Origin of the sequence: Congregibacter brevis, from assembly GCF_045689245.1 — a bacterium.
Taxonomy (GTDB): domain Bacteria; phylum Pseudomonadota; class Gammaproteobacteria; order Pseudomonadales; family Halieaceae; genus Congregibacter; species Congregibacter brevis.
The window spans coordinates 1751491-1764175 of sequence record NZ_CP136865.1 but is presented as its reverse complement, the minus strand read 5'-3'; the positions used below and the strand labels follow the sequence as shown (position 1 = coordinate 1764175).

The 12685-nt window shown below is 55.4% G+C and carries 13 protein-coding genes; 7 read left to right on the top strand and 6 right to left on the bottom strand.

What is annotated here, in order from left to right; genetic code table 11:
• Window positions 1-52 precede the first annotated feature (52 nt).
• Window positions 53-1132, bottom strand: coding sequence for a 3-phosphoserine/phosphohydroxythreonine transaminase (serC, locus tag R0137_RS07785; RefSeq protein WP_407329816.1), 1080 nt, complete (start codon window positions 1130-1132; stop codon window positions 53-55).
• Window positions 1132-3792, bottom strand: coding sequence for a DNA gyrase subunit A (gene gyrA, locus R0137_RS07780; protein ID WP_407329815.1), 2661 nt, complete (start codon window positions 3790-3792; stop codon window positions 1132-1134). Before gyrA ends, serC begins: the two co-directional genes overlap by 1 nt.
• Before the next feature lie 239 nt (window positions 3793-4031).
• Between gyrA and R0137_RS07775 the strand changes: the two genes are divergently transcribed.
• Genes R0137_RS07775 through R0137_RS07760 form a run of 4 tightly spaced genes read left to right on the top strand, consistent with a single transcriptional unit; the run spans window position 4032 to window position 7548 of the window.
• Window positions 4032-5357: a TRZ/ATZ family hydrolase gene (locus tag R0137_RS07775; RefSeq protein WP_407329814.1), complete on the top strand. Its 1326-nt coding sequence runs from the start codon at window positions 4032-4034 to the stop codon at window positions 5355-5357.
• A 25-nt stretch (window positions 5358-5382) separates the two neighbouring features.
• The gene (ubiG, locus tag R0137_RS07770; protein WP_407329813.1) at window positions 5383-6099 is read left to right on the top strand and encodes a bifunctional 2-polyprenyl-6-hydroxyphenol methylase/3-demethylubiquinol 3-O-methyltransferase UbiG; all 717 of its coding nucleotides are present in this window, start codon (window positions 5383-5385) and stop codon (window positions 6097-6099) included.
• Window positions 6096-6782, top strand: coding sequence for an HAD family hydrolase (locus tag R0137_RS07765; protein ID WP_407329812.1), 687 nt, complete (start codon window positions 6096-6098; stop codon window positions 6780-6782). The genes ubiG and R0137_RS07765 overlap by 4 nt, the downstream gene beginning before the upstream one ends.
• The gene (locus R0137_RS07760) at window positions 6775-7548 is read left to right on the top strand and encodes a YciK family oxidoreductase (protein ID WP_407329811.1); all 774 of its coding nucleotides are present in this window, start codon (window positions 6775-6777) and stop codon (window positions 7546-7548) included. Before R0137_RS07765 ends, R0137_RS07760 begins: the two co-directional genes overlap by 8 nt.
• Before the next feature lie 63 nt (window positions 7549-7611).
• Here the strand turns inward: R0137_RS07760 and rluB are convergent, their stop codons facing one another.
• Genes rluB through R0137_RS07740 form a run of 4 tightly spaced genes read right to left on the bottom strand, consistent with a single transcriptional unit; the run spans window position 7612 to window position 10932 of the window.
• Window positions 7612-8601 (bottom strand): 23S rRNA pseudouridine(2605) synthase RluB, encoded by a 990-nt coding sequence (rluB, locus tag R0137_RS07755; protein WP_407329810.1) that lies wholly within the window; start codon window positions 8599-8601, stop codon window positions 7612-7614.
• Window positions 8588-9430, bottom strand: coding sequence for an SMC-Scp complex subunit ScpB (gene scpB, locus R0137_RS07750; protein ID WP_407329809.1), 843 nt, complete (start codon window positions 9428-9430; stop codon window positions 8588-8590). The genes rluB and scpB overlap by 14 nt, the downstream gene beginning before the upstream one ends.
• Window positions 9427-10248, bottom strand: a complete 822-nt coding sequence (locus R0137_RS07745) for a segregation and condensation protein A (RefSeq protein WP_407329993.1) — start codon at window positions 10246-10248, stop codon at window positions 9427-9429. The genes scpB and R0137_RS07745 overlap by 4 nt, the downstream gene beginning before the upstream one ends.
• A 57-nt stretch (window positions 10249-10305) precedes the next feature.
• Window positions 10306-10932 (bottom strand): L-threonylcarbamoyladenylate synthase, encoded by a 627-nt coding sequence (locus tag R0137_RS07740; RefSeq protein ID WP_407329808.1) that lies wholly within the window; start codon window positions 10930-10932, stop codon window positions 10306-10308.
• Between R0137_RS07740 and R0137_RS07735 the strand changes: the two genes are divergently transcribed.
• Genes R0137_RS07735 through R0137_RS07725 form a run of 3 tightly spaced genes read left to right on the top strand, consistent with a single transcriptional unit; the run spans window position 10931 to window position 12678 of the window.
• Window positions 10931-11629 carry an inner membrane-spanning protein YciB gene (locus R0137_RS07735; RefSeq protein WP_407329807.1) on the top strand — a complete coding sequence of 233 codons (699 nt, stop codon included), beginning with the start codon at window positions 10931-10933 and terminating at the stop codon, window positions 11627-11629. The genes R0137_RS07740 and R0137_RS07735 overlap by 2 nt on opposite strands.
• Window positions 11630-11650: 21 nt before the next feature.
• The gene (locus tag R0137_RS07730) at window positions 11651-11950 is read left to right on the top strand and encodes a YciI family protein (RefSeq protein ID WP_407329806.1); all 300 of its coding nucleotides are present in this window, start codon (window positions 11651-11653) and stop codon (window positions 11948-11950) included.
• A gap of 41 nt (window positions 11951-11991) precedes the next feature.
• Window positions 11992-12678, top strand: coding sequence for a TIGR04211 family SH3 domain-containing protein (locus R0137_RS07725; protein WP_407329805.1), 687 nt, complete (start codon window positions 11992-11994; stop codon window positions 12676-12678).
• The last annotated feature ends 7 nt before the right edge of the window (window positions 12679-12685 follow it).

The window sequence follows — 12685 nt, the reverse complement described above, 5'->3', positions numbered from 1 at the left end:
ACTCGATAACGCATCAACTGGTAATGAACCGGGCATAATTGGTCGGAGGCTTCTAAGCGTGCTCGCGCTCGAAGTCCTGCATGAACTCAATAAGCGCGTCGACGGCGGCCTGAGGAATCGCGTTGTAAATACTGGCGCGCATACCACCAACGGATCGATGCCCTTTTAAGTTCAGAAGGCCCGCTGCGTCGGCTTTGCTCAAGAAAACCTTATCGAGCTCCGCATCAGCTAGGGTAAATGGCACATTCATCCAGGAGCGGTCAGCCACCGCCACGGGATTTCCGTAGAACTCACTACCATCGATAGCGGCATAGAGGCTCGTCGCTTTCTTGCGATTCCGCTCCGCCATCGCGGCCAAGCCACCCTGCGCCTCCAGCCACTCGAAAACAAGGCCCGCCAGATAGATAGAATACGTGGGAGGCGTATTGAGCATAGAACCGGCCTTGTCAGTCACCTCCCAATTCATCATTGAGGGGCAACTGCTGTGCGCGCGCCCGTAAAGCTCTCGGCGTACGATCAGTATTACCAGTCCGGCCGGACCGATATTCTTCTGCGCACCCGCATAAATGACGTCAAAATCATCAACAGCAAGGGGCCTCGAAAGCAACGTAGACGACATGTCCGCAACAATGGGCGCCTTAGACTCCGGCATCCAGTGAAACTCTATCCCGTCAATGGTTTCGTTAGGGGTGAAGTGCAAATAAGCGGAATCATCAGCGCTCAACCATGCGTCCTGCTCCGGGATAGCACGGGGCAGTTCCTTACACGCAGCCGCTACCTCTAACACCTCACCATAGCGCTTGGCCTCAGCCATAGCTTTGGCAGACCACTGCCCGGTGTTGACGTAAGAAAAAGGCTTACCCCCACCTCCTAGGTTAAGAGGCACGGCAGCAAACTGAGAAGACGCGCCGCCCTGTGCAAACAGCACCGCATATTCGTCACTGATACCCAGCAAACGCCTGAGTGATGCCTCTGCGGCCTCTACCGTAGCGACAACCTCACTGGAGCGGTGGCTCATCTCCATAAAGGACATGCCGGTGCCGTGCCAATCGAGCATTTCCTGCGCGGCGCGTTCGAGTACCGCTTCGGGAAGTACCGCTGGGCCGGCGCAAAAATTAAAAGGCCGTGTCATTAGTCTTCACCGCCGTCACTGCTACCTGCCTCTGCATCGCCGTCTATGGGCGCATCGGAGGGCGCCTCAGTCGATGCATCAGTACTTGCAACCGTCGACGCACTTGTCGACACGACCGCCGACTCATCCTCTTCCCCGCTATCGACTATTCGCTCCACCTGAACCAGTGTTTCTCCTTCTTTGGTTCGAATGATGCGAACGCCCTGGGTGTTTCTGCCAAGTTGAGACACCTGGTCACACTGGGTGCGCACGAGGGTCCCCTGATTAGAGATCAGCATGAGCTCATCTCCACTGAACACTTGTAATGCACCGACCAAGCGACCGTTGCGCTCGGAGCTCGCCATGGCAATCACGCCCTTACCGCCGCGTCCTTTGGTGGGGAAATCATCGACGGTTGTGCGCTTTCCGTAACCATTTTCACTCACGGTCAACACCGTTCCGCTGGCATCCGGCACTAGCAGGGAAATCATGTGGTGACCATCGGCGAGGTTGATGCCTCTCACGCCGCGACTGGCGCGACCCATCGGTCTCACCGCACTCTCGGAAAAACGAGTGGCTTTACCCTCACTGGAGAACAGCATCACGTCCTGACCACCATCGGTGATGGCCGTGCCTACAAGAACGTCGTCATCGCCCAAAACGATGGCTCTAAGTCCCGCAGAGCGCGGTGCGAAGCTCGCAAGATCAGTTTTCTTCACGTAACCATTTGCCGTGGCCATGAAAATAAACCGGTCGTCCGAATGTTCTTCGAGGGGCAATATTGAGGTAACCCGCTCGCCTTCGTCCAACTGCAGAAGATTGACCATGGGACGACCTCGCGAGGTTCGTCCAGCCACGGGTATCTGATACACCTTTATCCAGTAAACCTTGCCGAAGTTACTGAAGCACAGCAGGGTGTCGTGGGTATTAGCAATGAGCAGGTGCTCAACAAAATCCTCGTCCTTCACGGACAGCGCAGCTTTACCCATGCCACCGCGACGCTGCACTTGGTACTCAGCCAAAGGCTGTGTCTTTGCATAGCCGCCATGAGACAGCGTTACCACGCGATCTTCTGGCGTAATAAGATCTTCTGCGGTGAGATCTTCCTGAGAGTCACGAATTTCCGTGCGTCGCTCATCACCAAATTCCGTAGCGATTTCTTCCAACTCTTCTCGGATAACCGCCAATAAACGCTCGGAGTCCTGGAGGATATCGAGAAGATCCGCAATCTCAACAAGCTTGTCCTGATACTCTTTGAGCAACTTCTCGTGCTCCAGCCCCGTTAAACGGTGCAGTCGGAGATCGAGAATAGCCTGCGCTTGCGTCGGCGAAAGTCGATACTGACCATCGTGTAAACCATAGAAGGGCTCGAGCTCATCGGGACGGCAGGCTTCGGCGCCAGCCCGCTCAAGCATGCTGGTAACCTCACCGGGCAACCAACGCTCGGCAAGCAGGCTCTCTCGAGCCTCGGCGGGACTAGGCGAGGCCTTCACTAGCTCGATCACCTTGTCGATATTTGCCAGAGCAATGGCCAAACCTTCCAATACATGGCCCCGCTCGCGCGCTTTACGCAGGAGGTACAAAGTACGCCGAGTAACAACCTCTCGCCGGTGCCGTAAAAACGCCTCGAGAATCTCTTTAAGGTTGAGGACGCGCGGCTGCCCATCTACCAGGGCTACCATGTTGATTCCAAAGACGTTCTGCAAAGACGTCTGAGCATAGAGATTGTTGAGTACGACATCCCCTATCTCGCCCTTACGCAGTTCAATAACCACGCGCAGACCATCCTTATCGGACTCATCGCGCAGCTCACTGATACCCTCAAGCTTCTTCTCTTTTACCAGCTCGGCAATGCGCTCGATAAGGCGGGCCTTATTTAACTGGTAGGGAATCTCGTGAACGATAATGGTGTCACGGCCGGTCTTTTCGTCGGTGATGACCTCGGCTTTTGCACGCACATAGATTCGTCCGCGCCCCGTACGGTAGGCCTGCACAATCCCTGCGCGTCCATTAATGATCGCCCCCGTCGGGAAATCAGGGCCCGGCAGGTAACGCATAAGATCGTCAATCGTAATCTCAGGGTCGTTGATTAGTGCCAGACAGGCGTTGACCACTTCCCGCAAGTTATGCGGCGGAATGTTGGTCGCCATGCCCACAGCGATACCTGCGGACCCGTTGACCAGGAGATTGGGTACGCGTGTCGGCAATACCGCCGGAATCTGCTCTGTACCGTCGTAGTTGTCGACATAATCTACGGTGTCCTTATCCAGATCGGACAGCAACGCGTGAGCAATCTTCGACATACGGATTTCGGTGTAACGCATGGCGGCAGCTGAATCGCCGTCCACTGAACCAAAATTGCCCTGACCGTCTACGAGCGTGTAACGCATAGAAAATGGCTGCGCCATGCGTACGATGGTGTCATAGACCGCTGAATCACCGTGCGGGTGATATTTACCAATCACATCACCAACCACACGCGCTGATTTTTTATAGGGCTTATTCCAGTCGTTATTCAGCTCGTTCATCGCAAAAAGAACGCGACGGTGCACGGGTTTTAAGCCGTCCCGCACGTCCGGCAGCGCACGCCCGACAATGACACTCATCGCATAATCGAGGTAGGACTGCTTAAGCTCATCCTCAATCGTGACGGGAGAGATTTCTCTCGCTAATTCACCCATAAATCGCCTTGAATTGGTATTCGGTCGGTGGTGTTTTGTGAGGCTTCGAAGCTAAGCGGTCCGCGCTCAAAAACAGCCAGCGAGTATACCTTTTTGGAGCACCTCAAAGCTATGCCCCACAACGGATTAAGCACCGCACAGAGAAGGGGTAACACAGGCGGCAGCAGTCAACCGCGAGCGCGCTATAATCCGCGCAACGGCGCCTTCACCACAGCTATTTCACACCCGAGACCAATTGCATGAATCCGTCCTCACTTACGGCCGACTTCATTATCCAGCCGGGCTGGATAATTCCCATGGAACCGGGCGACGAAGCCCTCGAGGATCACGCCATTCTGGTGGAGAGCCGTAAAATCAAGTCTGTACTACCGCTAGAAGCGCTGCCGGATAATCTGGACATTGAGCGAATCGAGCTCCCGAATCATGCGGTCCTCCCCGGGCTAGTCAACGCGCACGGACATGCTGCCATGAGCCTTCTGAGAGGCTTCGCCGACGATCTTCCTTTGATGCCGTGGCTCGAAGACCACATCTGGCCGGCGGAGACCGCCCATGTCAGTGAAGAGTTCGTGCGTGACGGGACGTCTTTGGCCATGGCCGAGATGCTCCTATCCGGTACCACCACTTTCAGCGATATGTATTTTTTTCCCGAAGTAGTAGCGTCACTGTGCGCTAAAAGCGGCATGCGAGCTCAGCTTGCAACGCCGGTGTTTGAATTTCCAACCGCTTGGGGGGAAGGTGCTGACGACTACATCAGCAAATCTCTGGCCCTCCGGGATGACTGCAAGAACATGGATCGCCTGCAGATCGCATTTGGCCCTCATTCACCTTATACCGTTTCCGTACCCACTTTAGAGAAGGTAGCGCTTTACGCAGCGGAGTTAGACATGGGGGTACACATCCACCTCCATGAGACCGCAGGGGAGGTCCTCAGCGCCGTTGAAGCGACGGGTGAGCGGCCGGTCGACAGTCTGAGGCGGATGGGTCTTCTCGGTCCTCGTACCCAGTGTGTACACATGACGTCCATCGGAAAGCAGGACATCGCCAATCTTGCAGAAACCGGCGCGCAGGTCATCCACTGCCCCCAGTCAAACATGAAGCTTGCGTCCGGCACCTGCCCTGTAAACGATCTGAAAGCCGCTGGCGTTAATGTCGGACTAGGCACTGATGGCGCAGCCAGCAACAACGATCTCAATATGTTTAACGAGATGCATACGGCAGCCTTACTCGCAAAACTGACGGCAAGTGATCCTACGGTGATGCCTGCACTACAGGTTCTGCATATGGCCACCTTAGGTGCAGCCAAGGCTCTAGGCCTTGATCAGGAAATCGGTAGCATTGCGCCAGGCAAACAGGCGGACCTGATCGCAGTGGATCTGTCTGCACCCGCAACGCAGCCGCTCTATAATCCCCTGTCGCAAATCGTGTACGCCTGTACGGGCGGAGAAGTTACCCACAGCTGGGTTGCGGGAGACGCGCTTATGCGCGACCGCAAGCTTCTCACCATCGATCTGGATGACACGCTGGCGCGAGCAAAGCACTGGAAACAAAAGATCAGTTCACTATGAACGGAAAACTGGACGCCAACCGACTATGACAATCACCCAAAGCCGTAACGTAGATGACGCAGAGATAGCCAAGTTTGAAGCTCTCGCCGCGCGCTGGTGGGATATGGACGGGGAGTTTCGACCCCTCCATGAAATCAATCCACTGCGTGCAAACTGGATTGACAGCCACTCCCCCGTAGTCGGCGAACGCCTTCTGGATGTGGGTTGTGGAGGGGGCATCCTCGCAGAGTCTATGGCGCTTCGAGGTGCGGAGGTCACGGGTATAGATATGGGCGAGGGACCTCTATCGGTTGCGCGGCTCCATCAGCTCGAATCTGGGGTTGATGTCCACTATCAGCGGATCACCGCCGAGGAGTTCGCGGTCGAGAAACCCGAGCACTTTGACGTGGTCTGTTGCCTCGAGATGCTCGAACACGTGCCTGATCCGGGAGCGGTCATTCAGGCCTGTGCTGATTTGACAAAGCCGGGAGGGAATCTTTACTTCTCTACGATCAACCGCAACCCAAAGGCTTTTCTGTTTGCCATTGTGGGTGCAGAACACCTTTTGCGCATGCTCCCCGCGGGCACGCATGAGTACGAGAAATTCATTCGACCGTCAGAGCTCGCTCAGTGGCTTCGCGATGCGGACCTTCAGCTAGAAAGCATGACAGGTCTGACTTACAACCCGCTTAGCAAGCGTTATCGACTCAACCCCAATGATGTGTCCGTGAACTTCATGGTCCACGCGAGCAAAGCGGCATGATGCACCCCGGTGCGCGATTGCGTGCAGTCATCTTTGACCTGGATGGCACCTTGGTAGACACCGCGGACGACTTCATCCCCGTCGTGCAGCAGCTGCGCGAGGAATGCGGACATCCACCAATGGATGCGCAACGGATTCGTTCGAGCGTTTCCAACGGGTCTCGGGCACTGGTAAAGCTGGCGCTGAACATCCCCCAAGAGGATTCAAGCTTTGAAGCTCACAGGCAGCGTCTACTGGATCTCTATGCGGCCATACTCGGCAGTCACGCGAAGCTATATCCGGGCGTTGATACCTTATTAGAGCAGCTTGCAAGCAGGGACATAGCCTGGGGCATTGCCACAAACAAGCCACGGGAATACACCACCCCACTCCTGGAAAAACTCGCCTTGAACCCAGGGAGCGTGGTCTGCCCCGATGACGTCACGCATGCCAAACCACATCCAGAAAGTCTCCATAAGGTCTGTAAAGAGCTAGTTTGCGAGACCAAAGACGCCGTTTACCTTGGTGATCACCTGCGCGACATCGAAGCGGGAAAACGTGCAGGTATGTATACCATCGCCGCCGCTTACGGCTACATCGAAGATGGAGACAGCGCTAGCCGCTGGAATGCGGATGTTATCGCAGCGCAAAGTGAAGAGCTTGGCGGGCTCCTCTTCCCTGAATCGGAGTTGGCCCATGCCTGAAGACACAATGACAGGAATTGCGATTCCAGACGACTACAAGCCCGCGGAAAAAGCTTTGGCCGGGAAAACGATTCTGATCACCGGCGCCAGCGACGGCATTGGCCGCAGTGCTGCGCTGAGCTTCGCGGCTCACGGAGCAACAGTCGTACTACTGGCCAGAAACGTAGAGAAGCTCGAGAAGGTCTACGACGAAATAGAAGCGGCCGGAGGCCCTCAACCCGCGGCCATTCCCTTCGACCTCTCTCAGGACGCTGAAGAACCGTTTATCGCGCTGGCAGATGTTATTGAAGATCAGCTCGGCAGGCTCGACGGCCTACTGTTGAACGCCAGTATCCTGGGGCAGCGCCGCGCCATAGAGCAGTCGGCGTGGAATGATTGGCGGGATGTCTTGCAGCTCAATGTGAATAGCCAATTCCTTATGGCCAAGAGTCTTATGCCCCTGTTACGCCAAGCTCCTAGCGCGTCGGTGGTCTTTACCAGCTCGGGAGTGGGACGAACAGGCAAAGCCTATTGGGGCGCCTACGCAGTCTCCAAATTTGCGACGGAAGGAATGATGCAGGTTCTCGCCAGCGAAACTGAAAACACCAGTGATATCCGCGTCAATTGCATCAACCCGGGGGCGACTAACACCGCTATGCGCCGCGCCGCGTACCCCGCCGAGGAGCCAGACACTAACCCCTCTCCCGACGCAATCATGCGCAGCTATCTGTACTTGATGGATGACGTGAGCGGGGAACGAAGCGGGTGTAGTTTTAACGCGCAGTAACACTACATGCAGTAACAGTCCCTACAGTGCGCTTGGCGCGTAATACAGCGCCGAAAAGGCCAATTAGGCGCGTGTACGTCGCTTGTTCTTTGCGGCGTCAGATTTTGCCGACCGGGGCTTGCGGGATTTAGCGCCTTTGTCCTTGCGGTCATCACGGCTAAGGTTACCGCCATCATCTCGCGTGTGCTTCTTGCCGCGAACAGACCCGCGTTTTCCTTCCATGCGCTTGTGCTTGCTGCGATCGTCTCTGGACGGTGGCTCTACATCTTTAGTCTGCATGCCTGCCATGCGATACAAACCATTGATCTCGTTGGGAGCAAGCTCCTGCCATTGTCCTTTTTTGACCTTGGAAGGCACGAAAAGATCGCCGTAGCGCACGCGCTTCAAACGGGAGACGGTCAAACCCTGGGATTCCCAGAGGCGACGAACCTCGCGATTCCGCCCCTCCATGAGCACTACGTAGTACCAGCTATTGATACCGTCCCCACCACCGGACTGGATATCCGTAAAGCGCGCGACGCCGTCTTCGAGCATCACACCTTCGAGCATCGCTTTTATGCTCTCCTCGGTGACGTCTCCCATGACGCGCACCATGTATTCACGCTCAATATTCGCACTGGGATGCATCAAGGCATTGGCAAGCTCGCCATCGGTGGTAAACAGCAGAAGACCCGAGGTGTTGTAATCAAGACGCCCTATCGATATCCAACGCCCGGACTTAACCTTGGGCAAGCGCTCAAAAACGGTGCGCCGACCTTCGGGATCCTTGCGCGAGCACACTTCACCAGTGGGCTTGTGGTAAAGCAGGCAGCGTGTTTTTTCCCCATCGCTAGCGACCAGCGGTCGACCATCGACTTCGATACGCTGCGTCGCAACGACACGATCTCCCAAATGCGCTGACTTGCCGTCGATGGTGACGCGTTCCTGCTCTATCCAGCGTTCCATCTCACGACGAGACCCCAGTCCCGAGCGAGCAAGAACCTTTTGCAGCTTCTCTCCTTCTTTCGGGGCGCTGTCGACCGCTTTGGCCCCGCTCTTGTCAGCCTTGGCCATGGTTCGCCTGCTCACGCGTGTCGGTCACAGGAAGTTCCGACTCATCGTCTACGAGCTCCGAGCCGTCAGCCGCTTCGACCACCTCTTGATCTAAGGCTTCGACGGATTGACCTACGTCCGCAGTATCCACAGCCTCTTCAACATCCACAGCCACCCCATCAGCCTCAGGAGATTCGCCCTGCCCTGTAATTTCACTGTCTAAGGCGTTTTCTTCAGCGCTCTCTTCCTGATTGCCAGAAGATTCACCGTTGGCAGCCTCGGGCAGCGGCTCGCTGAAGCCCAACTCGGCATTCAGAGTTTCGAGGTCGCGAATATCTGCCAAAGCGGGAAGCTGATCGAGACTCTTGAGATTGAAGTAGTCAAGAAAGTCTCGCGTCGTCGCATACATCGCAGGCCGTCCAGGGACATCACGATGACCGACTACGCGAATCCAGTCCCGCTCATGGAGAGTGCGAATAATATTTGTGCTGACCGCTACACCGCGGATCTCTTCGATCTCTCCCCGGGTGATCGGTTGACGATAAGCGACTAATGCCAGAGTTTCTAAAAGCGCACGAGAATACTTCTGGGGACGTTCCTGCCAGAGTCGGCTCACCCAGGGACTCATTTGCTCACGCACCTGAAAACGGAAACCGCTGGCCACGTCTACCAGCTCAAAACCGCGACCCTCACAGCGCTCCCGAACCTCTTCGAGGGCGGCACGGATGTCATCGTTTGTCGGCCGCTCATGTTCCTCGAACAAAGCACCCAATTGAGCAACCGTTAGTGGCTTCCCTGCGGCGAGCAAAGCCGCTTCGATAATCTGCACAAGTCCAGTGCTCTCACTCATTCGGCACGCCCCTTAACGTGTATCGGGCCAAAACTTTCTGTCTGAACAATCTCAACCAAAGACTCCTTAATGAGTTCCATGATCGCCAAAAACGTCACTACAACCCCTAACTTGCCTTCTTCGGCGGAAAACAGAGAAACAAAGGGCACAAACTGCTTACCCTGAAGCTTGTCCAAAACCTGAGACATACGCTCCCGGGTTGATAAAGCTTCCCGCTGCACCTGGTGGCTCTCGTACATCTGCGCACGCTTGAGAACATCAGAGAGCACCAATAAGAGCTCACGCATGTCGACGTCAGGCGCGGGGCGCTCCTGCTCAACAGGAGGTGGCGCGGCACTTGCGACCCAAGTGTCCCGCTCCATACGGGGAAGATCCTCGATCTCTTCCGCAGCTTTTTTAAAGCGCTCGTACTCCTGGAGGCGACGTATCAACTGAGCGCGAGGATCTTCTTCGTCCTCATCTTCAGTGGTCGCTCTCGGTAGCAACATGCGCGACTTTATCTCGGCCAGCATAGCCGCCATGAGCAAGTACTCGGCGGCAAGCTCGAATTGCATGGCATCCATTAGGTCCACGTAATGCATGTACTGCTCTGTGATTCGCGAGACGTCGATTTCGAGAATATCGAGATTTTGGCGCCGGATGAGGTACAGCAGAAGATCCAGAGGCCCTTCAAAAGCCTCCAAAAACACCTCAAGCGCCTGAGGTGGAATGTACAAATCCTTGGGAAGCTCAGTAACGGCTTTACCCATAACCACAGCAAAAGGCATTTCTGACTGAGTCGGCAGTTCCGGCCCCAGCAATGAGGAGCTTGAAGGCATCAAGTCTTGATTTTCGTTAGTCACAGAAGCACCAGTACAAAGTGTCGCCAGTATACCTCAGGGAGCCTCAAAGGGCGCTGGGTCGCCCTTCCCAGCACGCAGCACCATGGGCTTCTCATCGGCCAGGTCTACCACCGTCGTTGCCTCCATACCGCAGTAACCCCCATCGAGCACCAGATCCACCTCATGTTCGAGAATTTCGCGGATCTCATAGGGGTCAATAAGCGGCAGTTCATCGCCGGGCATAATCAACGACACGCTCATCAGGGGTTCGCCAAGGTCACCAAGAAGCGTCTGGGTGATGGCATTATCCGGCACCCGGAGCCCAATAGTCTTGCGTTTTGCCTGCATAAGGCGCCTGGGTACTTCGGTAGTTGCGCGAAGAATGAAAGTGTAGGGACCCGGCGTGTGCTGCTTCAACAATCGGTACACCGCGTTGTCTACACGGGCATAAGTCGCGATTTCGGAAAGATCGCGACAGACCAGCGTAAAATTATGCCGGTCATCAAGCTTACGAATGCGACGAATGCGATCCAAAGCAGCCTTGTCCCCAATGTGACAACCCAGCGCGTACGCCGAATCCGTTGGATAAACGATCACGCCCCCACCGCGGACAATATCGGCGGCCTGACGCACCAGGCGGGCCTGGGGATTATCCGGATGTATCTGGAAGAACTGACTCATGGAAGTCCGCCCCGCGCGACTCTGTGAATTGTTTTACAATGCGGCCCCTTTAGGACTGCGCGGCATTCTAGCACTGCAGACCGTTCTGGCGATTGGCATGAAACAACTCCTCGAATTTATTCCCATAGCACTGTTCTTTGTCGTCTATCAGCTCGATGGGGAAACCCTCCGCGTGGCGGGCTGGCAATACGAGTTTGATGGGATTTTCAGTGCCACAGCGGTACTTATCAGTGCTACCGCGCTGCAGGTTCTCATTTCCCGGATAGCGAGTGGCTACTGGGACAAACGCGGTCTTTGGACTTTCCTTGCCGTAGGTATTTTTGGCGGGGCGACGTTGATTCTCCGTGATCAGACGTTTATTCAATGGAAGCCCACCATCTTCAACTGGGCGCTTGCGATCGCTTTTGGCCTCTTTCACTTTATCGGAGAGCGGAATTTGCTCGAGCGCACTTTGGGATCCCAACTGGAACTTCCAAAAACGGTGTGGTCCAAGTTGAACCTACTTTGGATCAGCAACTTTTTGATCGTTGGAGCACTGAATCTTTACGTGGCGTATAGCTACAGCGAGGCAACGTGGGTAAGTTACAAACTGTACTCTTCCATAGGGTTTACGATGCTGCTTACGATACTTACCGCGGTACTGGTAAGTCCGCATCTGCAAGCAGATGAAACCGCAGCGAATACTGATAGCGAATAATTGGAGGCTAATAGAAATACAATGTACTACGCCATTTTTGGAACCGATGTCCCCAATAGTCTGCCTTTACGAATGAAGGTTCGTGAACAACATCTCGCCCGTGTTCAGGAGCTGGCGAATGAGGGTCGAGTACTCGTCGGTGGTCCGCATCCCGCGATCGACAGTGAAGATCCCGGTGAGGCCGGATTTACCGGCAGCCTGATCATTGCTGAGTTCCCCTCTCTTGAAGATGCCCAACGCTGGGCGAACGAAGACCCCTACAGCACCTCCGGCGTATTCGCCGAGGTTGAAGTCAAACCTTTCAAAATCGTTATCCCCTAGTCAACGCGATGTGTATCGATACCTATAAACAAGGAGTATCCGTGATCCGACTTCTACTCATTCTGTTGCTGAGTGCAGGCCCCCTATTACTAAGCCTAACCCCTGCCGCCCATGCCCAGGAATCCCGTTATATCAGTGACGAGGTTTTCGTGGTGCTTCATGCAGGGCCAGGCTCAAACTACCGCTGGATAGGAAAACTTATTCCGGGAACGGAGCTAACCGAAAAACGCCGCTCTACCGATGGCAACTGGGCGGAGGTCGCTACATCTCGCGGCACCGAAGGCTGGGTTCAGGCCGAGTATCTCTCCACTGAGCCTCCAGCACAGGTGCGCTTGCCAGCGGTAGTCCGTCAACTAGAAGAGGCTCAACAGGAATCCGCCGAGCTGCGCAGCCGTCTCAGTGAGCTCCAGGCACAGCAGAGCGATGTGGGCTCTCAATTGGCAAAGAGTAATGCCGACCTCCAACAGGTTAGTGAGGAGCTGGCACAGCTGCGCCAGATTTCCGGTAGCGCTGTGGAGACCGCAGAAAACAATCGGCGACTGGTAGAAGACTCGGCAACCATGCGTACAACACTGGACACGCTGGAAGCTGACAATCAACGTCTGCAGGATCGCGTACGGAGCAGTGCATTCATGGATGGGGCCTTTGCAGTGCTCCTCGGCGTGATTATCACATTGGTCGTGCCGCGCTTGTGGCCCAAGCGTAAAAGCAGTTCCAGCTGGGCTTAAAACCACA

Excerpts from the sequence above, each read along its gene's own strand:
- rluB (WP_407329810.1), bottom strand. The coding sequence starts at position 8,601 with ATGGCCAAGGCTGACAAGAGCGGGGCCAAAGCGGTCGACAGCGCCCCG.
- scpB (WP_407329809.1), bottom strand. The coding sequence starts at position 9,430 with ATGAGTGAGAGCACTGGACTTGTGCAGATTATCGAAGCGGCTTTGCTC.
- R0137_RS07765 (WP_407329812.1), top strand. The coding sequence starts at position 6,096 with ATGATGCACCCCGGTGCGCGATTGCGTGCAGTCATCTTTGACCTGGAT.
- ubiG (WP_407329813.1), top strand. The coding sequence starts at position 5,383 with ATGACAATCACCCAAAGCCGTAACGTAGATGACGCAGAGATAGCCAAG.
- R0137_RS07775 (WP_407329814.1), top strand. The coding sequence starts at position 4,032 with ATGAATCCGTCCTCACTTACGGCCGACTTCATTATCCAGCCGGGCTGG.
- R0137_RS07745 (WP_407329993.1), bottom strand. The coding sequence starts at position 10,248 with ATGCCTTCAAGCTCCTCATTGCTGGGGCCGGAACTGCCGACTCAGTCA.
- R0137_RS07740 (WP_407329808.1), bottom strand. The coding sequence starts at position 10,932 with ATGAGTCAGTTCTTCCAGATACATCCGGATAATCCCCAGGCCCGCCTG.
- R0137_RS07730 (WP_407329806.1), top strand. The coding sequence starts at position 11,651 with ATGTACTACGCCATTTTTGGAACCGATGTCCCCAATAGTCTGCCTTTA.
- R0137_RS07760 (WP_407329811.1), top strand. The coding sequence starts at position 6,775 with ATGCCTGAAGACACAATGACAGGAATTGCGATTCCAGACGACTACAAG.
- gyrA (WP_407329815.1), bottom strand. The coding sequence starts at position 3,792 with ATGGGTGAATTAGCGAGAGAAATCTCTCCCGTCACGATTGAGGATGAG.
- serC (WP_407329816.1), bottom strand. The coding sequence starts at position 1,132 with ATGACACGGCCTTTTAATTTTTGCGCCGGCCCAGCGGTACTTCCCGAA.
- R0137_RS07735 (WP_407329807.1), top strand. The coding sequence starts at position 10,931 with ATGGAAGTCCGCCCCGCGCGACTCTGTGAATTGTTTTACAATGCGGCC.